The sequence below is a fragment of the Marinobacterium halophilum genome, from assembly GCF_003014615.1.
GTDB lineage: Bacteria > Pseudomonadota > Gammaproteobacteria > Pseudomonadales > Balneatricaceae > Marinobacterium > Marinobacterium halophilum.
Window position 1 is genome coordinate 63,217 of the sequence record NZ_PYGI01000006.1, and the last position, 21,039, is coordinate 84,255.

At 54.6% G+C, this 21,039-nt stretch carries 20 protein-coding genes; 17 read left to right on the forward strand and 3 right to left on the reverse strand.

Going from position 1 to position 21,039, the window contains the following annotated elements; translation table 11 throughout:
* Positions 1–31 precede the first annotated feature (31 nt).
* The 3 genes from CLV44_RS05485 (at position 32) to phaR (ending at position 2,064) form a co-directional block, all read left to right on the forward strand.
* Positions 32–1,186, forward strand: coding sequence for an MFS transporter (locus CLV44_RS05485; protein WP_106591111.1), 1,155 nt, complete (start codon positions 32–34; stop codon positions 1,184–1,186).
* Between the two features lie 62 nt (positions 1,187–1,248).
* The gene (locus CLV44_RS05490) at positions 1,249–1,503 is read left to right on the forward strand and encodes a DUF6489 family protein (protein WP_106591112.1); all 255 of its coding nucleotides are present in this window, start codon (positions 1,249–1,251) and stop codon (positions 1,501–1,503) included.
* A gap of 12 nt (positions 1,504–1,515) precedes the next feature.
* On the forward strand, positions 1,516–2,064 hold the full coding sequence (phaR, locus tag CLV44_RS05495) for a polyhydroxyalkanoate synthesis repressor PhaR (protein WP_245912613.1): 549 nt from the start codon (positions 1,516–1,518) through the stop codon (positions 2,062–2,064).
* A 2-nt stretch (positions 2,065–2,066) separates the two neighbouring features.
* On the opposite strand, the gene CLV44_RS05500 is transcribed toward phaR, so the two are convergent.
* Genes CLV44_RS05500 through CLV44_RS05510 form a run of 3 tightly spaced genes read right to left on the reverse strand, consistent with a single transcriptional unit; the run spans position 2,067 to position 4,927 of the window.
* The gene (locus CLV44_RS05500; RefSeq protein WP_170069270.1) at positions 2,067–3,134 is read right to left on the reverse strand and encodes an alpha/beta fold hydrolase; all 1,068 of its coding nucleotides are present in this window, start codon (positions 3,132–3,134) and stop codon (positions 2,067–2,069) included.
* Positions 3,121–4,074, reverse strand: a complete 954-nt coding sequence (locus tag CLV44_RS05505) for a poly(R)-hydroxyalkanoic acid synthase subunit PhaE (protein ID WP_170069271.1) — start codon at positions 4,072–4,074, stop codon at positions 3,121–3,123. The genes CLV44_RS05500 and CLV44_RS05505 overlap by 14 nt, the downstream gene beginning before the upstream one ends.
* Positions 4,058–4,927, reverse strand: a complete 870-nt coding sequence (locus CLV44_RS05510; protein ID WP_106591115.1) for a LysR family transcriptional regulator — start codon at positions 4,925–4,927, stop codon at positions 4,058–4,060. The genes CLV44_RS05505 and CLV44_RS05510 overlap by 17 nt, the downstream gene beginning before the upstream one ends.
* Before the next feature lie 150 nt (positions 4,928–5,077).
* On the opposite strand from CLV44_RS05510, the gene leuC reads away from it, so the two are divergent.
* From leuC to CLV44_RS05580, 14 genes are all read left to right on the forward strand, one after another.
* Positions 5,078–6,496 carry a 3-isopropylmalate dehydratase large subunit gene (gene leuC / locus CLV44_RS05515; protein ID WP_106591116.1) on the forward strand — a complete coding sequence of 473 codons (1,419 nt, stop codon included), beginning with the start codon at positions 5,078–5,080 and terminating at the stop codon, positions 6,494–6,496.
* Positions 6,497–6,510: 14 nt separating this feature from the next.
* Positions 6,511–7,158 (forward strand): 3-isopropylmalate dehydratase small subunit, encoded by a 648-nt coding sequence (gene leuD, locus CLV44_RS05520; protein ID WP_106591117.1) that lies wholly within the window; start codon positions 6,511–6,513, stop codon positions 7,156–7,158.
* A gap of 30 nt (positions 7,159–7,188) precedes the next feature.
* Positions 7,189–8,271 carry a 3-isopropylmalate dehydrogenase gene (gene leuB, locus CLV44_RS05525; RefSeq protein ID WP_106591118.1) on the forward strand — a complete coding sequence of 361 codons (1,083 nt, stop codon included), beginning with the start codon at positions 7,189–7,191 and terminating at the stop codon, positions 8,269–8,271.
* A 91-nt stretch (positions 8,272–8,362) separates the two neighbouring features.
* Positions 8,363–9,478 (forward strand): aspartate-semialdehyde dehydrogenase, encoded by a 1,116-nt coding sequence (gene asd, locus CLV44_RS05530; RefSeq protein WP_106591119.1) that lies wholly within the window; start codon positions 8,363–8,365, stop codon positions 9,476–9,478.
* Positions 9,479–9,648: 170 nt separating this feature from the next.
* Positions 9,649–10,557, forward strand: a complete 909-nt coding sequence (locus tag CLV44_RS05535; RefSeq protein WP_170069272.1) for an Asd/ArgC dimerization domain-containing protein — start codon at positions 9,649–9,651, stop codon at positions 10,555–10,557.
* A 133-nt stretch (positions 10,558–10,690) separates the two neighbouring features.
* The gene (locus tag CLV44_RS05540) at positions 10,691–13,240 is read left to right on the forward strand and encodes a motility hub landmark protein FimV (protein WP_106591121.1); all 2,550 of its coding nucleotides are present in this window, start codon (positions 10,691–10,693) and stop codon (positions 13,238–13,240) included.
* Positions 13,241–13,252: 12 nt separating this feature from the next.
* On the forward strand, positions 13,253–14,092 hold the full coding sequence (truA, locus tag CLV44_RS05545) for a tRNA pseudouridine(38-40) synthase TruA (protein WP_106591122.1): 840 nt from the start codon (positions 13,253–13,255) through the stop codon (positions 14,090–14,092).
* Positions 14,093–14,148: 56 nt separating this feature from the next.
* Entirely contained in the window at positions 14,149–14,766 is a 618-nt protein-coding gene (locus tag CLV44_RS05550; protein WP_106591123.1) for a phosphoribosylanthranilate isomerase, read from the forward strand.
* An 84-nt stretch (positions 14,767–14,850) separates the two neighbouring features.
* Positions 14,851–15,777, forward strand: coding sequence for an acetyl-CoA carboxylase, carboxyltransferase subunit beta (gene accD / locus CLV44_RS05555; protein WP_106591124.1), 927 nt, complete (start codon positions 14,851–14,853; stop codon positions 15,775–15,777).
* Positions 15,777–17,063, forward strand: coding sequence for a bifunctional tetrahydrofolate synthase/dihydrofolate synthase (gene folC / locus CLV44_RS05560; RefSeq protein WP_106591125.1), 1,287 nt, complete (start codon positions 15,777–15,779; stop codon positions 17,061–17,063). The genes accD and folC overlap by 1 nt, the downstream gene beginning before the upstream one ends.
* Complete coding sequence (locus CLV44_RS05565) at positions 17,063–17,614, forward strand: SPOR domain-containing protein (RefSeq protein ID WP_106591126.1); 552 nt, start codon at positions 17,063–17,065, stop codon at positions 17,612–17,614. Before folC ends, CLV44_RS05565 begins: the two co-directional genes overlap by 1 nt.
* A gap of 67 nt (positions 17,615–17,681) precedes the next feature.
* Positions 17,682–18,176: a CvpA family protein gene (locus CLV44_RS05570; RefSeq protein WP_106591127.1), complete on the forward strand. Its 495-nt coding sequence runs from the start codon at positions 17,682–17,684 to the stop codon at positions 18,174–18,176.
* A 53-nt stretch (positions 18,177–18,229) separates the two neighbouring features.
* The gene (gene purF, locus CLV44_RS05575; RefSeq protein ID WP_106591128.1) at positions 18,230–19,753 is read left to right on the forward strand and encodes an amidophosphoribosyltransferase; all 1,524 of its coding nucleotides are present in this window, start codon (positions 18,230–18,232) and stop codon (positions 19,751–19,753) included.
* A gap of 9 nt (positions 19,754–19,762) precedes the next feature.
* Positions 19,763–20,989 carry an O-succinylhomoserine sulfhydrylase gene (locus tag CLV44_RS05580; protein WP_106591129.1) on the forward strand — a complete coding sequence of 409 codons (1,227 nt, stop codon included), beginning with the start codon at positions 19,763–19,765 and terminating at the stop codon, positions 20,987–20,989.
* Positions 20,990–21,039: the final 50 nt, after the last annotated feature.

Consider the following 21,039-nt stretch of genomic DNA (forward strand, 5'->3'; position numbering starts at 1 on the left):
CGAGCCGGCTTTTTCATGTATAAGCCTGCCAATGCCCTATACCAGACTCTCCGGTTTTTATCTGTTCTACTTCGCCCTGTTGGGGGCGCTGCTGCCGTACTGGACGCTCTACCTGCAATCGTTGTCGTTTGATGCGGCTACCATCGGCTGGCTGATGGGAATACTGCATGTGTCCCGTGTATTAGCTCCTAATCTATGGGGGTGGCTGGCCGACAAGACCGGCCAGAGGGTTATGATCGTGCGCATGGGGGCGCTGGCCAGTTGGGTGTGTTTTCTTGCCATTTTCTGGCAAACCGATGCGATCGGGATTGCTCTGGTGATGGCACTGTTCAGCTTCTTCTGGAATGCTGTATTGCCGCAGTTTGAGGTTATCACGCTGGGCTATCTGGGTGAGAATAGCGCGCAGTACAGCCGTATTCGTTTGTGGGGTTCTGTTGGCTTCATTTTGGCGGTGGTTTTGATCGGCTGGTTGTTGGATTGGACCAGTATCGAGGTATTGCCGTTTGTCGTGTTGGGGTTGATGCTGCTGATATGGCTGAACACACTGTTGATCGAGCGGGAGGCTGATCGGCACAGTCATGCAAGTGGTCAGTCGGGCACAATCATGCCAATACTGCGGAAGCCTCAGGTCCTCGTGTTTTTTCTGGTCTGTTTTCTGGTGCAGTTCAGCCACGGGCCTTATTACACATTCTACAGTGTCTTGATGCAGGAACTTGGCTATCAGCGCGGTGCCATCGGCTTGTTGTGGGCGTTGGGTGTGGCGGCTGAGGTAGTCATGTTCGCGTTGATGCCCAGGTTGCTGGCGCACTTCAGTTTACGTGCGCTGTTGCTGTTCAGCGTTCTGATGTGTGTGCTGCGCTGGAGTCTGACGGCATGGCTGCCGGAACAGTTCTGGGTGATGCTGTTTGCCCAGTGCCTGCATGCGGCAACCTTCGGTAGCTTTCATGCGGTTGGGATTGCGCTGGTGCAGCATTATTTCTCTCCATCGACACAGGGACGGGGGCAAGCGCTGTTCTCCAGTGTCGGTTTTGGGGCGGGTGGTGCACTGGGGGCGGTTGTGACCGGACAGCTGTGGGGCAGCTGGGGCGTGTTGAGTTTTGGGGTTGCGGCCGCCGTGTCCGTGTTAGCAATGTTGCTGGCATTGATCTGGATATTTCCGGGTAATGTGCAGCAACATCGCTGTTGATGTTGTTTTGGGTTGTCATTGCTATAGTATGAAATGAACGCTGCCGAGTAGGTGACAACGCCATGAACTTCAGAATTGATATCGAAATGACACCTGACGAAATGCGTCGGGTGCTGGGTTTGCCGGATGTTGCTGCGCTGCAGCAGGAAATGATCGATAAGGTGAGGGAACAGATGGAAGCCGGGGTGGAAGGATACGACCCGCTGACGTTACTGAAGCCCTACCTCAATAGTGGTATCGGCTCGATGGAATCCTTCCAGAAGCTGCTTTTCGGCATGATGAGTCAGTATGGAAACGATAAACGCGACGCCGACTGAAGGAATAAACGGATGAGTCAAAGTGGAGCAGGAGAATCGGCCGTGCGGATTCTGCGCAAATATACCAACCGACGCCTGTACGACACCTCGCGCAGTTGTTATGTCACGCTTGAAGATGTGAAACAGCTGGTCCTTAGTGGCGAGAACTTTCAGGTGCAGGATTCCAAGACCGGTAATGATCTGACGCGCAACATTTTGCTGCAGATCATCAGCGAGCAGGAGGCGGATGGGCATGGCACGCTGTTGACCAACCAGGTTCTGCAGCAGTTGATCCGTTTCTACGGCGACAGCATGCAGGGGATGATGAGTCAGTACCTTGAGCAGAGCATTGCAGCGTTTCTGGAACATCAGGATCGCATTCGTGAGCAGATGCAAACCATGATGGGGGTGGCCAATCCGCTGACCATGATGGGGCATATTGCCGACCAGAATATGGCGGTATGGAATATGTTTGCGCCACGTACGGAAGGTAATGCAGCGGATAATGCACAAAACGCCGAGGAGCCTGCTGTCGATGCCGCTGCCGGGAAGGCGGATAAGCCCAAGCCTTCGGGACAGTAAAACTACGCTGGATCACGCTCCTTTAGCCACAGCTGGATCAGGCTTGGGAGCGTCCGCAATGCCGTGCGACCATTCAGAACACCAATATGACCGCTTTCCACGGGCGCTTCCGTATAATCATTACTGCCGATCCGTGCGCCCAGTGCGATTGAGGATTCCGGTGGTACCAGTTGATCCTTGCTGCCGAAAATATTCAGTACCGGCATCTGTACCCTGCCCAGGTTGAGCGTTTGTCCTGCCAATTGAAACCCCTGCGCCGACATCAGTGCATTATCGCGGAAGAACAGTTGAATGAACTCTTGCAGTGCGGCACCGGCCAGATCAGGGCAATCCTGTAGCCATTGCTCCATCAGCAGGTAGTGTTCGGCATGCTCTGAATCAAGCTGTTGTGCTGCTGCAAGGCGTTTTTGTAATCCCAGTCGTCCTGGCTGTAATGCCGTGAACAGTTCATTGAGTAATGCGCCAGGCAGGTTGCCATAGGTTGCAGTGGTCAAGCCAGCATCAATGTATTGGCTCAAGCGGTTAAGCTGAAAGCGAGGAGAAGAGGTATCGACAGGCGTGACCAGCGTGATGAGATTGCGGATCTTGCGTGGAAACAGGGCGCTGTAGCATAGGCTGAGTACGCCGCCCTGGCAGACGCCCATGAGGTTGATCTGTTCGCTATGGCTATCCTGTCGAACATGATCAACGCAACGATCGAGCAGGTCGACAAGATAATCTTCCAGCGTCAGATAACGGTCACAGCGTGCGGGGTAACCCCAGTCGACCAGATATACCGGAACGCCTGCATCCAGCAGGTTGCGGATCATCGAGCGTTGTGAGCTCAGATCCAGAATCCAGGGGCGATTGACCAGTGCGTAGCAAATCAGTACCGGGGTGCGGATTTGCTGTGGCGTGGTCGGCAGGAACTGGATCAGACGTACGCTGCCACTATGCATTAGAACGCGATGGGGTGTTGGCAGGTGGTGGATGTCCAGTTTGGCGGCAGTATTCAGGCCCTGTTTGAGCGTTTGCCGGTGAGCCTGCAGTTGATGCTGGATTCCGGCCGGGTCAAGTTTAATCCGTGTCATGCATATCCCTGGTCGGCGGCGTATCGGCTGTGGCCTGCTGCTGCATCTGGCGTTCGAGTACGCGCACTCGGCGGCGCAGTTCATGGTGTTGCTGGCTCAGTGCGTCATACTGGGTCTGAGTGACCCAGCCGCATGCGCTGTAAAGCTGTTCGAGTTGTTGTTGCCAGCCATGCCTCAGCGCCATGGCAGCGTTGCCAAGATTGCCAAACGCTTGCAGGTATTCTGGCTGTTCGAGCTGCTGCTGATACGCCTGCTCATAGCAATCGACCCATTGCTGGTGGAGAGCGTCCAGATTGTCGATGGGATGCTTAACCAAGTGTTGGTTCAGATGCTCAAGTGCTGTCTGATTAATGGCGGTCAGCTGCTGCAGATAGCACTCGCGTGCCTGTTCAAAATGCTCCAGCTGGTGCAGTGTCCGTCGCAGCTGTGCAAGTCGTGAAGGCTGTGTGTGCGGTTCCAGAGTATTCAGTAGCTGTTGCAGCAGTTTGGTTAACAGATCGCTGGCGGGCTGAGGTGTTTCACGAGTCATCAGAGTGAGCAAAATGCCCAGCTGTTCCGGTAGTGTCCAGCTATGCATGACCCAGTCTTGATTGAGCCGGTCCAGATGCCTCCGGAAGGTGTTGAGCAGCTGAGTACTATCGACGCTGCCGGTATCGTCGTGCAGCGACAGCAGTTCATCCGCGAACCGACAGAACTGGGTACTTTGCCGAGTCAGGCGGTACAGTAAATCAGCATGCGACGGGTTGTCCGAATGTGCCGAGGACGTCTGTGTATCGAACGACGACTGCGCCTCTTCGGGGGCGTTGTGATCCTGCCCTTGCTCCAGTTGGTCAAGCCACTGGCGCATCATGTTCAGGAATTGCTCGTTCACTTCACGTCTCCGTGGGCTGGGGGTCTTGATCTTAAACCATGGCGTGCGGTTGTTAAACGTCTGTCTCAAGCAGGCGGACCAGTTCGCAGGCTGCGTTGCTGAGGGTTCGGTTGCGATGATGGATATAGCCGAGGGGGCGGTAGATCGGCTCTGTTCCGGTGTCGAGACGAACCAGTTGGTCATCAATCATGGTTTCCGGGAGCAGGCTCCACCCCAGGCCGATGCGGACCATCATGCGGATAGTGTCCAAATAATCGGTGCTCATGCCCAAATTAAGTTCGAGGCCCTGGCCTGCCAGTTGTTGGCGTACGCGCTGATGAGTGAACGTGTCGGCTCCGGGTAAAAGCGCGGGATAGCGTGTCAGTGCGCTCAGGTCGAGCTGAGGTGACTGTGCCAATGGGTGATTGCGGCCGACGACGTATTGCAGTCGGTCAGTCCAGATTGTGCAGGCGCAGATGCGATCATCGTGCTCGGGTGCCAGAGTGATCAGTGCCAGCTCCAGATCGCCGCGTAAAACGCCTTCATAGGCGACCTCGGAGGCTGCAAACCGAAGGTCCAGTTCCACTTCGGGATAGTGGTCTACAAAGCGTTTCAGTAAGGGGGGCAGGCGGTGCAGGCTGATGTGATGGCTTGTTGCCAGCGCGAGGCGTCCGCCAATATGGCCTGAAAGGTTGCCCAGCATGCGCTCGGCATCTTCCATGGAGGCAAGAATGTCCCGTGCCTTGGGCAGTAATGCCTGACCCGCTTCGGTCAGCAATACCTGGCGACCGACGCGGTCAAACAGGCGGCAGTCGAGCTGGCTTTCCAACAATGCGATCCGTTTGCTGACGGCTGATTGGGTCAGGAACAGCAATTGCGCTGCCTGTGAAAACGAGCCGGTATCGGCAACGGTAACAAATGCGTGTAGGCCGGCAGTATCCATGGCTGTTCTCTGCTAGGTGTGCTTGATGTACTAGTCTATCTATTCCTTATTGGAATTCAAAACATAAAAATTATGAATTTGTTTGTTTTAATAGGGTGCATTAGGATGGCTGCATATCGCCATGAGCGGATAATGAGAGAGGAAAGAAACATGGCCGCAAAAACATTATACGACAAGCTCTGGGACGCCCATTTGGTGCGCCAGAATGAAGATGGCAGTGCCTTGATCTATATCGATCGTCAGATTCTGCACGAAGTGACGTCGCCACAGGCATTTGAAGGGTTGCGTCTGGCAGGTCGTAAGCCGTGGCGGATCGATGCCAACCTGGCTACACCGGATCACAATGTGCCAACCACCGAGCGTTCAGCCGGTGTTGATGAAATTGTGGACCCTGTTTCCCGTATCCAGGTGAAAACACTGGATGCCAACTGTGACGAGTTCGGCATTGTCGAGTTCAAAATGAACGATCACCGCCAGGGTATCGTTCATGTTGTAGGGCCGGAGCAGGGCATGACCTTGCCGGGCACGACGGTTGTTTGCGGTGACTCTCATACGTCTACCCATGGTGCGTTTGGTGCGCTGGCACACGGTATCGGCACTTCTGAAGTTGAACACGTGCTGGCGACACAGTGTCTGATCGCCAAGAAAATGAAGAACATGCTGGTGCGTGTCGATGGCGAGCTGGGCGCAGGTGTAACCGCCAAGGATGTAGTACTGCACATCATCGGTGTTATCGGCACGGCCGGTGGTACCGGTTATGCCATCGAATTTGGCGGCAGTGCCATTCGTTCCATCTCCATGGAAGGTCGTATGACCATCTGTAACATGGCGATTGAAGCGGGTGCGCGTGTCGGTCTGGTGGCGGTGGACGATACAACCATTGAGTATTTTCATGGTCGTCCGTTCTCGCCGCAGGCGGATCAGTGGGATGCAGCTGCGGCTGCATGGAAAACACTGGTCTCTGATGACGATGCGACGTTTGATGCGGTCGTTGAAATCAAGGCTGAAGATATTCAGCCTCAGGTCACTTGGGGCACGTCTCCGGAAATGGTGGCGTCCGTGAGTGCGCGGGTCCCGAATCCGGCGAATGAAGCGGATGCGGGCAAGGCTGACGGCATTCGTCGTGCGTTGCAGTACATGGGTTTGGAAGCGGAGCAGAAAATCACCGATATCCAGCTGGATCGTGTGTTCATCGGCTCATGTACCAACTCCCGGATCGAAGATTTGCGTGCGGCTGCTGAAGTGGTGAAGGGGCGTAAGGTCGCTGCCACCATCAAGCAGGCATTGGTAGTGCCTGGGTCTGGTCTGGTCAAGGCGCAGGCTGAGGCTGAGGGTCTGGACAAGATCTTTATCGAAGCGGGTCTGGAGTGGCGCGAGCCGGGTTGCTCCATGTGTCTGGCGATGAACCCGGATAAACTTGGCCAGGGCGAGCATTGCGCGTCTACCTCCAACCGTAACTTTGAAGGTCGTCAGGGCTTTGGTGGGCGTACCCACCTGGTAAGTCCGGCGATGGCCGCTGCCGCTGCAGTGACAGGTCATTTCATCGATGTACGTGAGCTGATGCAGTAAAACGGGAGAACAATATGAAACAATTTACCCAACATACCGGTATTGCTGCACCGCTGGATCGTGCCAATGTCGACACCGACATGATCATTCCGAAGCAGTTCCTGAAGTCAATCAAGCGTGCCGGCTTCGGTCCCAACCTGTTTGATGAGCTGCGTTATCTCGATGAAGGTCAGCCGGATCAGGACTGTGCAGGCCGTCCGCTGAACCCGGATTTCGTACTGAATCAGCCGCGTTACGACGGTACCAGTGTGTTGCTTGCACGGGAAAACTTTGGCTGCGGTTCCAGTCGTGAGCATGCCCCTTGGGCGTTGGATGACTTCGGTATTCGTGTGGTGATCGCGCCGAGCTTTGCCGACATTTTCTACAATAACTGCTTTAAAAATGGCTTGCTGCCGATCGTGTTGTCGGACGTGCAGGTTGATCAGTTGTTCAAGGAAGTAGAGGCGACTGAAGGGTATCAGTTGACGGTTGATCTGGAGCGTCAGGTGGTTGTAGCTCCGTCGGGTGAGACGTTTGCGTTCGAAGTGGATAACTTCCGCAAACACTGCCTGCTCAACGGGCTGGACGATATTGGTCTTACTCTGCAGCATGCTGATGAGATCAAGGCGTATGAAGCACGCCGCCGTCAGAAAGCGCCTTGGCTGTTTGATGCGATCAAGTAACCCCTTTTGAATTCAAGGAAACAGAACAACATGAGCAAGAATGTACTGGTTTTGCCGGGCGATGGTATCGGTCCTGAAATCGTGACCGAGGCGCGCAAGGTGCTGGATTTGATCAATGACCGTTTCGCATTGGATCTGGAAATCAATGAGGCGCTGGTTGGTGGTGCTGCGATCGATGCTACTGGCGTACCGCTGCCGGATGCCACTCTGGAAGCGGCCAGGGCAGCTGATGCTATCCTGTTGGGTGCCGTGGGCGGCCCGCAGTGGGATACCAATCCCGATTTCCAGATTCGTCCCGAGAAAGGCCTGTTGGGTATCCGTTCTCACTTGCAGCTGTTCGGTAATCTGCGTCCGGCCATTCTGTATCCGCAGCTGGCGCATGCGTCCACGCTGAAGCCGGAAGTGGTATCCGGTCTGGATATCCTGATTGTGCGTGAGCTGACCGGCGGCATCTACTTTGGCCAGCCGCGCGGCATCCGTGAGAAAGAAGGCGGCATTCGCGAAGGTTTCAATACTTACGTCTATGACGAGAACGAGATTCGTCGTATTGGTCGTGTGGCATTTGAGGCAGCGCGGGCGCGTGATAAGCGTTTGTGTTCTGTCGACAAGGCCAACGTGCTGGAAGTGACCGTGCTCTGGCGCGAAATCATGGAAGAGCTGGGTAAAGAATACCCGGATGTTGAGCTGAGCCACATGTACGTGGACAATGCCGCGATGCAGCTGGTGCGTGCGCCCAAGCAGTTTGACGTAGTTGTTACCGGTAACATGTTTGGTGACATTTTGTCTGATGCTGCCGCCATGTTGACCGGTTCCATTGGTATGCTGCCGTCTGCATCTTTGGATGAAAACGGCAAGGGCATGTATGAGCCTTGTCATGGTTCTGCGCCGGATATCGCTGGTCAGGGCAAAGCGAATCCGTTGGCAACGATCCTCTCAGTCGCTATGATGTTGCGATATTCTCTGAAGGCAGGCGAAGCGGCTGATTTGATAGAAGCCGCTGTGAGCACGGTGCTGGATCAGGGCTTGCGTACTGGAGACATCATGTCTGAAGGTATGCGCCAGGTCAGCACAGCGGAAATGGGTGATGCGGTTGTCGCAGCACTTAACGCCTGATTGTTGTTATGGGTGGAAGGCTGTCGCTGTCAGGCTTCCGCTCGGTTGGATTCAGAGTCTCGTTTTACAGTAAACACTATAGGGGGCACGAATGAAGCGTGTAGGTTTTGTAGGCTGGCGTGGTATGGTCGGTTCCGTTCTGATGCAGCGCATGCTGGAAGAGCAGGATTTCAATCACATTGCAGAGCCGGTTTTCTTCACCACGTCTCAGGCTGGAGCGGCAGGTCCTGATATCGGCAAGGATATTCCGGCATTGAAAGATGCGCGTGATATCAACGAGCTGAAGCAGATGGACGCCATTGTTTCTTGCCAGGGCGGTGACTACACCACCGAAGTGTTCCAGAAACTGCGCGAGTCCGGTTGGAACGGCTATTGGATCGATGCGGCGTCCACATTGCGTATGGCTGATGACAGCCTGATCGTGTTGGATCCGGTCAACATGGGTGTAATCGAGCAGGGTATTGATGCCGGTATCAAGAATTTTGTTGGCGGCAACTGCACGGTGTCCCTGATGTTGATGGGCCTCGGTGGCTTGTTCAAGGCAGGTCAGGTTGAATGGGTTTCTTCCATGACCTATCAGGCGGCGTCTGGTGCCGGTGCCAAGAACATGCGTGAGCTGATTACCCAGATGGGCCAGATCCATGCTGGTTCAGAAGCACTGTTGGCCGACCCGGCCTCTGCAATTCTGGATATTGATCGTCAGGTCGTGGATACCATGCGTGGCGAAGCCTTTGCGACCGAGAATTTCGGTGTGCCATTGGCGGGTTCCCTGATTCCCTGGATCGACAAAGCCGTTGCTGATGGTCAGAGCAAGGAAGAGTGGAAGGGTTTTGTTGAAACCAACAAGATCCTTGGTCTGTCCGACAGCCCGATCGCGATTGATGGAACCTGTGTGCGTATTGGTGCGATGCGATGCCATAGTCAGGCCTTTACCATCAAGCTGAAACAGAATCTGCCATTGGACGAAATCGAGCAGATGATTGCAGAAGCCAATGATTGGGCCAGCGTGGTACCGAATGAGCGTGAGGCTACGATTGCCAACTTGTCGCCGACCAAAGTGACAGGGACACTGAATGTGCCCGTTGGTCGTCTGCGCAAGATGAAAATGGGGCCAGACTATCTGAATGCGTTTAGTGTTGGTGACCAGCTTCTGTGGGGGGCCGCCGAGCCATTGCGCCGCATGTTGCGTATCCTGCTTGAGCGTTGATTCATACTTTATCGATGTAATATCACCTCAGCCCGGCGTATGTCCGGGCTGTTTTGCTTTGTGAGACTCTGAAAAACATGTCATTGAACGTTGCTTTAATTGGACCCGGCACCCTGAAAGGGGAAAAACTTCTTGAGTTGCTGGACGAATCGTCGCTCGAGATAGACACAATGTCACTGTATGAAGAGGCTGATAGTGCCGGGCGCAGTTTGATGTTCAAAGGTCATGCGTGCCGTACGAAAGCGATCGAAACATTTACCGGTGACAGTCTGTCGCTGGTGTTCGTATGTGACGCAGATGTGCCGAGTGCGCAGGTTCAAATACTTGAACAGATGCAGTCAGGTGCTGTTATTGACCTCTATCCGCAACGCTATGTTGAGCAGCCTCTGCTGGTTGTGCCTGCAATCAATGGCGAAGCTCTCGCTTCGATTGACGCAGGTCGTATTATCGGTGTGCCTGGATCGGCTACTATAGCCGCTGTCCTGGCATTGGCTCCGTTGCATCAGGCTTATCAAATACTTAAGCTGAACCTGACGGTTCTGTGTGCAGCATCCGAAGCTGATCGTAAGGGCGTGGAAGCATTGGCGGCGGAAACCGCACGATTGCTGAACGGGCGTGATGTGGATGCCGACTTTTTTGAACGTCAGATTGCATTCAATCTGATTCCTGACGTTGGACCGGTACAAGCCTCCGGTTTTACCACGCTTGAAGAGCAGGTGATGGCTCAGCTGCCGATCCTGCTGGGCGATGATGCACTGGAAGTGGATGTCAGCGCGGTCAGAGTACCAGTGTTCTACGGTGATATGGTGATTGCGCAGGCAGAAACGCGCCAGCCATTGAATCTGGATGAAGTGCAGCTTCTTATGGATCGTGCACAGGGTGTGCGTTTTGATGTGGCGGCTAAACAGCCAGCCAGCCTGGTGAATGATGTTATCGGGCAGGATGTGGTTATCGTTAACCGGATTCGTCCCGATACAACGGGTGAAGGCGGTTTTGGTTTGCATGCGTTGAGTGATGATCTCGGACGTGGCAGTGCCCTGACTGCGCTAGAAATTGCGTTGGCGCTGCACAGTGGTTAACAAGATAGCAGAGGGTGGCATGGCTTGACCGTCCTGTGTTTAAACATAATACTTGCAAAAAATATGGATCCGTAACCCTCTGATTCGTAGAGAAATGGAGAGGGCGCGTACTCAATACCAAAGGGAGTAACCGATGCTGCGTAAATTAGCCTTAAGCCTTGCGATCTCAGCAGCTCTGGGGGCGTCACAGGTTAATGCCCTTGGGCTCGGGGAAATTAAAGTCAACTCGGCTCTGAATGAGCCGCTTGATGCCGAGATAAAACTGACGCAGGTTCGCGACCTCTCTCCATTGCAGATTCAGCCACGAATGGCGTCGCTGGATGAATACGCGACTGCCAGTGCCAGTGGTCAATCTCGTTATTTGCGGGATATTCAGTTTCAAGTGCTGGTGTCACCTGAAGGTAATGGCCGTATACGTCTCAAATCAACTGAGCCGGTGCAAGAGCCGTTCCTGAACTTCATGGTGGAAGTGAACTGGCCCAGTGGACGTTTAGTACGTGAGTACACCTTGTTGCTGGATCCCCCGGTTTTTGAGCCGACACCGGTTGGGCAGTCATTTACAACGGCCAGTGTGCAGCCGCGCCCTGCGGTGGCAGTTCCGCCGCAGAATATCCGTACCCGTGCCACGAATGACGGCCAGATGTATGTAGGCGTCAACGACACCTTGTGGGAAATCGCCAAGAACACCAAGCCTCAGGGTACCACTGAGCATCAGATGATGATGGCGATTCTGAGTAAAAACCCTCAGGCATTTCCCTCCGGGAACATCAATAATCTGAAGGCTGGTGTGGCCATTGATATTCCATCGGCCGCGGAAGTACAACGGCTGACACACCGGGAAGCCGTTGCTGAAGTGGCGCGTCAGATGCAGATGTGGCGTGACGGCAAGACTACGGTTCAGGCGCAACCCAAAGCGCCAGTGGATGTCAGTAAGCCTTCGGCTACCGCCGAGGCTCTTGTCGCTGATGCGGGCTCCGATGACGCGCCGGCGGAAGGGCAGCTCACGGTTGTAACGCCCCCTGTCGAGTCGATAGATCCTGTTGAAGCAGCGCCCGCAGGCGATAATATTGATGCAGATGCAGCTGAAATGTCTCGTGTCGATGAGACTAATCAGCAGGTTGTTTCTGCTGCGGCCGAGCGTTTGGAAAGTGAAGTAATCGTTGCTCAGGAGAAGATTGATCGCCTTGAGCGTGACAACTCGGACTTGAACAATAAACTGGACTCCGTGCTGCAACAACTGGAGTCGCAGAGTCGTTTGTTGGAGCTGCAGTCCCAGCAGATGTCCACGTTGCAGTCCGAGTTGGGACAGCAGAGCGTTGCACCGGTTGAGTCCGCTGATACCGTTGCGCAGCAGCCATCAATGTTGCAGAGCCCTGCCGTGTTAGGTGGCTTGGGGGCTGGTGTGTTGGCGCTGTTGGGTGGTGTCTGGTTTATTCTGCGTCGTAAGCGCAACGGGGAAACTGGGGGCAAGCGTGATCTGGTGAGTGTGCCGGATGATTTACGTGATGATGCCGATGTGGGGGATTTGGCCGTCGGGGCAGCAGCCTTGGCTGGCGCTGCGGTGGTGGCCGATTCTCTGGCTCAGGACAAGCCTGCTCCGTTGGGTGAGGCTGAGCAGGGCACGGATTCTGATTTTGTGCGCCCACCTATGCAATCGTTGGCACCTGAAGAAGAGGTTACGGTTGAAGATGACCTGACGGATCTGGATGGTGATCTGCAGGATCTTGATCTCGACATGGATCTTGATCTTGATGATCTGGAGATGCCGAATGAGACGGTAGCCGCCAGTACTATTGATGCCGCCGAGTTTGACCTGGGTCTTGAAGAAGAGATTGAAGTCGCCGCCGATGATGCCTCTGCAACCGAAACCGATGAGCTTGAATTCAAGGTTGAGCAGCCTGCCTTGGCTGAAGCCGAGGAGGCCAGTGAGCTTGATGGTATGCTGGCCGACGATGATCTGGATGATGATCTGGATTTCTTGTTGGGTGACAGTGTCGGTGATAATGACAGTGTCGAGACTTCTTCACTGGATGAAGAGCTTGATTTCGGATCCTTGTCTGAATTGACGCTGGATGAGGCCTCTGAGGAGGAGTCGCTGGAAAATGAGCAGGATCGTGTAGACAATAGTCTGCATGAAACGGTTGAATCTGCACCTGAGCTTGAATTTGAGGTCGATCCAGAACTGGAAGCCATGCTTCAGGGTGGTGTCGGCGCGGATGAAGGTACTGAAAATGAAGTTGAATTTGGTGCCGGCTTCTCGGATGATAGTGACAACGCAGATGATGACCTGGATAGCCTGCTTGCATCCTTTGATCCTGAAGAGTCGGTTAACACCGCTCCTGTCAGTCGTTTCAGTGCGGGTGAAGCGGTAGAAGAAGAGTTGACCGCCAATATCTCTCACGACCTTGAGATGGACCTGGATTCTGAAGTTGAAGACCTGTTGAACAGCACCGATGATGACATCGCGCTGGAAGAACAGGGCAGCGGCGAGCAGGAAGATGTATTTGATAAGCTGAATCTGCTCAGTGATGCCGATGAAATAGAAACCAAGCTGGATCTTGCTCGTGCCTATATCGAAATGGACGATGGCGAAGGCGCGCGTGATATCCTGAACGAAATTACCGGTGAAGGCTCCGACAGTCAGCGACAAGAAGCGCAGAAGCTGCTGGAGACGCTGGGTTGATAAAGACTGTAGATGAGTAAAGAAAAAACTACCGGGGCGATTTCGATCGCCCCGTTTCGTTATGCGTTGGGCATAGAATATGTGGGTGCTGCTTACCGTGGTTGGCAGGTGCAAGCCTATGATAATGTACCGACCATTCAAGCCGAGGTTGAGCGTGCGCTTTCGGTCATTGCCAATCACCCGGTTCAGGTTATTTGTGCAGGTCGTACCGATGCGGGTGTTAGCGCCAGTCATCAAGTGGTTCATTTCGATAGCTGGGCTGAGCGCAATGATCGGGCCTGGGTACTGGGAACCAATAGCCATCTGCCGGATGACATCTCCATTAAGTGGGCGACTAAAGTGCCGGGATGTTTTCATGCCCGTTTTTCGGCGCGTGAACGTCGCTATCGCTACCTGATCTACACGTCGCCTTCGCGGCCGGCGATATTGGCCGGTGGCGTCACCTGGACACATCGCAAGCTTGATGTTGAGCGCATGCAGCAAGCTGCGCACTATCTACTGGGTGAGCATGACTTTACGTCCTACCGAGCAGTGGGGTGTCAGGCGAAGAGTCCGGTACGTGAGATTCGTCGCTTGGATGTGTACCGAAGCGGTCATTTGATTGTCATTGATGTCAGTGCCAATGCTTTTCTGCACCACATGATCAGGAATATAGCGGGTGTACTGATGGCGGTGGGCGCGGGTGACCGGCCTGCGGAGTGGGCGCTGGAAGTGCTGCAGGCACGAGACCGGTGCCAGGGTGGGGTAACCGCGCGCCCGGATGGGTTATATTTTGTCGATGTGCGCTATCCTGACCTGTTCAAACTCCCTGATACTCCGCTGGGACCGCATTTTCTGCCAACATCAGACTGACGCCCCGAGGTGGCTTTGTTAATATGGCCGCCTTGCACCAGACTCCGGGATATAGCATGACGACACGAGTGAAAATTTGCGGCATTACCTGTTATGCGGATGCGATGTCCGCAATCGAGGCGGGTGCAGATGCACTTGGGTTTGTGTTTTATGAACCGAGTCCGCGTTATTTGTCACCAGCGGCAGCTGCCGATATTATTCGCCGTCTGCCGCCTTTCGTGACGACTGTAGGGCTGTTCGTCAATGCAGCAGAAGACCTTGTTGCGGATGTTATCCAGCAGACCGGTATTGACCTCTTACAGTTTCATGGTGATGAGCCTGAAGATTTTTGTCGAAGGTTCGGGCGGCCGTATATCAAGGCATTTCGAGTGCGTCCTGAGCTGGATATTATGGCGCTGGTGCAGCGTTATACCAGTGCCCGGGGTGTGTTGCTGGATGCATATCGTCCTGGCGTTCCGGGAGGAACAGGGGACGTATTTGATTGGGCATTGATTCCACCCAGCTTGGCGCCCAAGGTGATTCTGGCCGGTGGTTTGACGGCAGATAATGTCGCCACGGCTGTTGCGCGCGTAGCCCCCTATGCCGTGGATGTTTCCGGCGGTGTCGAGTCGGCACCGGGGCGCAAGGATGACGTGAAAATTTCTGCTTTTATGGCCGCTGTTCAGCGCACTTAAAGCAAATTCAATTATAGTAAGTCAATGATTTCCATACGCCTGCTGCCATGAGCTGGTGGGCAGGCATGAACAGGAATGTGAAACATGAGTAACTGGTTGGAAAAGATCGTGCCGTCGATGGTACGCAGTGAGAAAAAGCGTGCCAATATTCCCGAAGGTCTGTGGAAGAAGTGTCCCAAGTGCGATTCTATTCTGTATCGTCCGGAGCTTGAGAAGAATCTCAATGTTTGCCCCAAATGCGACCATCACATGCGTGTGAATGCCCGTCGCCGTCTGGAGCTGTTTCTGGATAGTGAAGGCCGTCAGGAGCTTGCTGCTGAAGTTACTCCGGTTGATCGTCTCAAATTCCGCGATTCCAAGAAGTATAAAGATCGTTTGAGTGCGGCACAGAAAGCCACTGGTGAGAAAGATGCCCTGATTGCCATGCGCGGAACGCTGCAGGGTCTGCCGGTTGTTGCGGTCGCCTTTGAATTCAGCTTCATGGGTGGTTCCATGGGGGCGGTGGTTGGTGAACGTTTTGTACGTGCAGCCAAGGTCTCGCTTGAAGAAGGCATTCCGTTGATCTGTTTTGCGGCATCGGGTGGTGCGCGGATGCAGGAAGCGTTGATTTCCTTGATGCAGATGGCTAAAACCAGTGCAGCGTTGGAAAAACTGAAGCAGGCGGGTGTGCCCTATATTTCTGTCCTGACCGATCCTGTATATGGTGGTGTGTCGGCCTCGCTGGCGATGTTGGGTGATCTCAATGTGGCTGAGCCGAATGCCCTGATCGGTTTCGCAGGTCCGCGTGTTATTGAGCAAACCGTGCGCGAAAAACTGCCGGAAGGCTTCCAGCGCAGCGAATTTCTGTTGGAGCATGGTCAAGTTGATATGATCATCAGCCGCAACGAGCTGCCAACACGTATTGCCGCCATCTTGCGTAAGCTCAGCAACCTGGATGCGGAGCCTGTGATTCAGGCAGACGTGCAGGACGTTGAAGAAGCACCCGCTGTTGATGTGGATGTAGAAAAATAATGAGCCTGACAGCTCCCCCGCAAACGCTAGATGCCTGGCTGGCGCGCATTGAAGCCTGTCACCCCAGTGAGATCGAACTGGGGTTGACGCGGCTGGCAGAAGTCGCGGCGCGCTTGCCGATCGATCTGGAACGCAGCAGCAAAATCATTGTTGCCGGTACCAACGGCAAGGGTTCGACCGTTGCCATGCTTGAGTCGATCCTGCGGCAGCAGGGGGTGAGTGTGGGTGTGTATACCTCACCTCACTTCCTGCGCTACAACGAGCGGATCACGCTCAACGGTACGCCGGTTGATGATGAGTGTCTGTGCCAGGCTTTTGCTGTCATTGAGCAGGCGCGCGGTGAAACACCGTTGACCTATTTTGAATACGGCACACTGGCTGCGCTGCTTATTTTCAGTCAGGCACAGGTTGACGTGGCCTTGCTGGAAGTCGGCTTGGGTGGGCGTCTGGATGCAGTCAATATCGTGGACGCCGATATTGCCGTTGTGACAACGGTTGCGCTGGACCATACCGACTGGCTGGGATCGGACCGTGAAACGATCGGTTTTGAGAAGGCAGGCATATTCCGTACCGGCAAACCGGCGCTGTGTGGTGATGTTGCTGCGCCGGATAGCGTGATCAGACATGCAGATTCGCTGGCGGCGCCATTATATCGTAACGGTGTTGCTTACCGCTTTGAACGCGGGGCAGGCAGTTGGAATTGGAATGGTCTGGATGCGCAGGGGAATGCATGCAGTTTTAATGCATTGCCGTTGCCAACGCTGCCGCTGTCCAATGCTGCATTGGTCATGCAGGTGCTGCAGTTGTTGCCATTCAGTGTGAGTGAGTCCGCTGTGCGTCAGGGTTTTGCCCGTGCCTGTTTGGCGGGTCGCATGCAACCGGTGCAGATCGGGGCGCTCGCGGCAACGCTTGATGTGGCACATAATCCGGAGGCGGCATTATATCTGGCCGATACCCTGCGTCGTGAACAGTGTGAAGGTCAGCTCCACTTTGTGCTGGGCATGTTGGCAGATAAGGATATCAGTGCGGTCGTTGAGCAGTTGGCACCGGTTGTTGATCGCTGGTATCCGGTGACGCTGGATGTGCCGCGTGGTGCTACTGCAGATACTCTGGTGGCGGTGTTGGCAGAAGCGGGTGTTGATGCTGCATCTATTCATGTGGCTGGCAGCGTGGCAGATGCGGTCGCGATGTTGCAGGCGCTTGATGCGCGCGACCGAGTTGTGATCGCGGGGTCGTTTTTTACGGTCGCTGAAGCGCTGGCGCTGATTTCTGGAGCGGGCAACTGATGACGGAAGTGCAGAAGAAGCGACTGGTAGGTGCAGTTGCCATTCTGGTGTCTGCCATTATTTTGTTTCCGCTGCTGCTGGACGGGACGGGTTACCGCGAGCGTCATTTACAGGACCGTATCCCGCCCGCTCCGGCCATGCCAGCACTGGTCGATATTGAGCCGAACCGGTCAGCGTTGCCGGATACGGCTGAGCCAGCATCGCCGGCCGCACCGGCAGTGGTGAAGGTTCCGGCTCCCGCATTACGGCCTGCGATTGTACAGGCGCAGCCAAGTATAGATGCTACCCAAGATACCCCGGCGCTGGATCAGCAGCAGGTACCGGTCGCATGGACTTTGCAGCTGGCCAGTTTCCGTGACGAAGCGAATGCGCGTTCGTTACGCAAGGAATTGGTGGCCGCAGGGTACAAGGTGTATATCCGGCATGGCCCGAACATGGTGCGTGTATTTGTCGGTCCGGACCTGCAGCGCAGTCGGCTTGAACAGTTGCAGGCACGCCTGAAACGGGACTACTCGCTTGATGGCATGATTGTTCGATTCACGACACAGTGAATTCATCGTTGGGTTGGCCTCATTGCTCTGGTAGAATGCGCGCTGTTTTAAAGACTGGCGACTGACGATGAACTGGGCTGATTGGACCATTCTTGCCATCATTGCAATCTCAAGCCTGATGAGCCTCAAGCGAGGCTTTGTGCGTGAGGCAATATCACTGCTTACCTGGGTAACTGCGTTCGTCGTGGCGCGCCTGTTCTCACCTTCTCTTGGCTTCTTGCTGGAGCCGTATATACAGACGCCGTCGCTGCGTCTGGTCTCCGCGTTTGCTATTCTGTTTGTGATCACGCTGCTTGCGGGTGCGTTAATCGGAGCCTTGTTTGCGGCGCTGGTCAACGCGACCGGGCTGACCAACTCTGACCGTGTATTGGGGATGGGGTTTGGGGCAGTGCGTGGCGGTTTGGTCATTGTAGTCATTGTAGCCCTCCTGGGCATGACGCCAGCGGTTCAGGATCGCTGGTGGCAGGAATCTCAACTGGTTCCCCATTTCGTATTGCTCGAAGGCTGGAGCCGCCAAATGGCGAGCGACATCGGGCAAGTAATCTGGAATATCGGACGCTAGGCACAATTTGCTTAGCGCCATCCTTTTAGCGACATCCTTCTGAGGTGGATTGAATGTGCGGTATCGTCGGCATTGTTGCCAAGTCCTATGTAAACCAGACTATTTTTGATGCATTGACGGTGCTGCAGCACCGCGGCCAAGACGCGGCCGGCATGGTCACGTGTGAGGGCAACCGTTTCTTTCTGCGCAAGGATAACGGCCTGGTCAATGAGGTGTTCCGTACGCGCCACATGAAAAAGATGCAGGGGAATATGGGCATCGGGCATGTACGTTACCCGACAGCGGGTAGTTCCAGCTCAGCCGAAGCCCAGCCTTTCTATGTCAACTCGCCGTATGGTATTGCGCTGGCCCATAACGGTAACCTGACCAATGCCGATAAGTTGGCTGACGAAATTTTCCGCGCCGATCTGCGTCATATCAACACCACCTCTGACTCTGAAGTACTGCTCAATATTTTCGCCCATGAACTGCAGCAAATTGGCAAGTTGCAGCCAGTAGCTGAAGATATTTTCAAGGCGGTCGAGCAGGTGCATCGTCGCTGCCAGGGTGGTTATGCCGTTGTTGCAATGATTACCGGTTACGGCATTGTCGCGTTCCGCGATCCTTGTGGAATCCGTCCGGTTGTCTATGGCAAGCGCGTGACTGACGCGGGTGACGAGTACATGGTTGCGTCCGAAAGCGTGGCCCTGGATACCTCCGGTTTCGAAATGGTGCGTGATTTGGCACCGGGCGAAGCAATTTTTATTGATACTGAAGGTCAGATTACGACCCGCCAGTGCGCACCGGAAAGCAAAATCGCACCCTGCCTGTTCGAGTATGTCTATCTGGCGCGCCCGGACTCCATCATTGACGGTGTTTCTGTGCATCATTCACGTATGGAGATGGGCGTTAAGTTGGCTGAAAAAGTCCTGCGTGAGTGCCCTGATCACGACATCGACGTGATTATTCCGATTCCGGATACCAGTCGCACGGCCGCATTGGAAATGGCGAACTCCCTGAACGTTACCTTCCGTGAAGGCTTCATCAAGAACCGCTATATTGGCCGTACATTTATCATGCCGGGGCAAACGCTGCGCAAGAAGTCCGTGCGCCAGAAGCTGAACCCGATTCAGGCTGAGTTCCGCGACAAGGTTGTGATGCTGGTTGATGATTCTATCGTGCGCGGTACCACGTCCAAGCAGATCGTACAGATGGCCCGTGATGCGGGTGCGCGCAAAGTCTACTTTGCTTCGGCAGCCCCTGAGGTGCGCTTCCCCAATGTCTATGGCATCGACATGCCTTCGGCGCGCGAGTTGATTGCATATGAACGTACCGCTGATGAGATCGGCGAGTACATTGGTTGTGACTGGATGTTGTATCAGGATCTGGATGATCTCAAAGCGTGTGTCAGCTCTTTCAATCCGGAGATCAAGGAATTTGATACCTGCGTATTTGATGGCAGTTATGTAACCGGTACCGTCGATGAGGATTATTTGGCGCGTATAGATGCCAAACGCAACGATGATGCCAAGGCTGATGCGGAACCCAATGCCGAAGACGATAATGAGTCCGCAGACCTGCACAACAAGATCGACTGAGGGAAGTGTATGAGCCAGTCCAGTTACGAGCGCGCGCATCGGATTCAGTTTGAAACCAGTGATGCCTATGATATCGATACCTTGTCGGTACGTGCCGGGCAAAGCAGAACCGCGGAAGGCGAGCATTCCGATGCCATTTTTGCGACCTCCAGTTTCGTCTTTTCCAGCGCGCGCGAAGCGGCGGCCCGATTTGGTGGTGACGAAGAAGGTAATATTTATTCTCGTTTCACCAATCCGACGGTGCAGGCTTTTGAAGAACGTATCGCCGCACTTGAGGGTGGCGAGCGTGCGGTTGCAACTGCGTCCGGCATGGCCGCGATTCTCAATCTGGGTTTGGCTTTGCTGAAGCAGGGCGATCATGTTGTCTGCTCGCGCAGTGTTTTCGGTTCGACCGTATCGCTGTTTACCAAGTACTTGAGCCGGGCGGGTATTCAGACCACGTTCGTGGATCCGACGGATCTTGCCGCCTGGGAAGCGGCGGTTACGCCGAGTACGCGTTTGTTCTTCATGGAAACACCATCCAATCCGCTGGCTGAGCTGACGGATATCTCGGCGGTTGCAGATATCGCTCATGCACATGACGCGTGGCTGGCGGTCGATAACTGTTTCCTGACCCCTGCATTGCAGCGCCCGTTGTTGATGGGTGCCGATATCGTAATGCACTCAGCGACCAAGTATCTGGATGGTCAGGGGCGCTGCATTGGTGGTGTTCTGGTAGGGCGTGACAAGGAGATGGAAGAGGTTTTCGGCCTTATCCGTACCGGTGGTTCCTGCATGAGCCCGTTCAACGCCTGGGTGTTTTTGAAGGGTTTGGAAACGTTGCCGTTGCGCATGCGGGCTCATAGCGAAAGCGCATTGCAGATCGCCACTTGGCTGCAGCAGCAGCCCGGTATTCGTAAAGTTTATTATTCCGGTTTGACGGATCACCCTCAGCATGCACTTGCCTGCAAACAGCAGTCGGCTTTTGGTGGCGTATTGGCCTTTGAAGTCGACGGTGAGCGTGAAGAGGCGTGGCGCTTTATTGATGCAACGCAGATGGTTTCCATTACCGGCAATCTGGGTGATGTGAAGTCGACGATTACTCACCCGGCTACGACCACCCATGGTCGCATGAGTGCTGAGGAGCGTGATGCTGCCGGTATCCGTGAAGGTCTGATCCGTTTCTCGGTCGGCCTGGAATCGGTTGATGATATCAAGGCTGATTTGCAGCGCGGTCTGGATGCGCTAAGCGCCTGATTCGTACCCATCCGGCCACGCCTTTTCTGGCGTGGCCGCTGTCCTTCGAA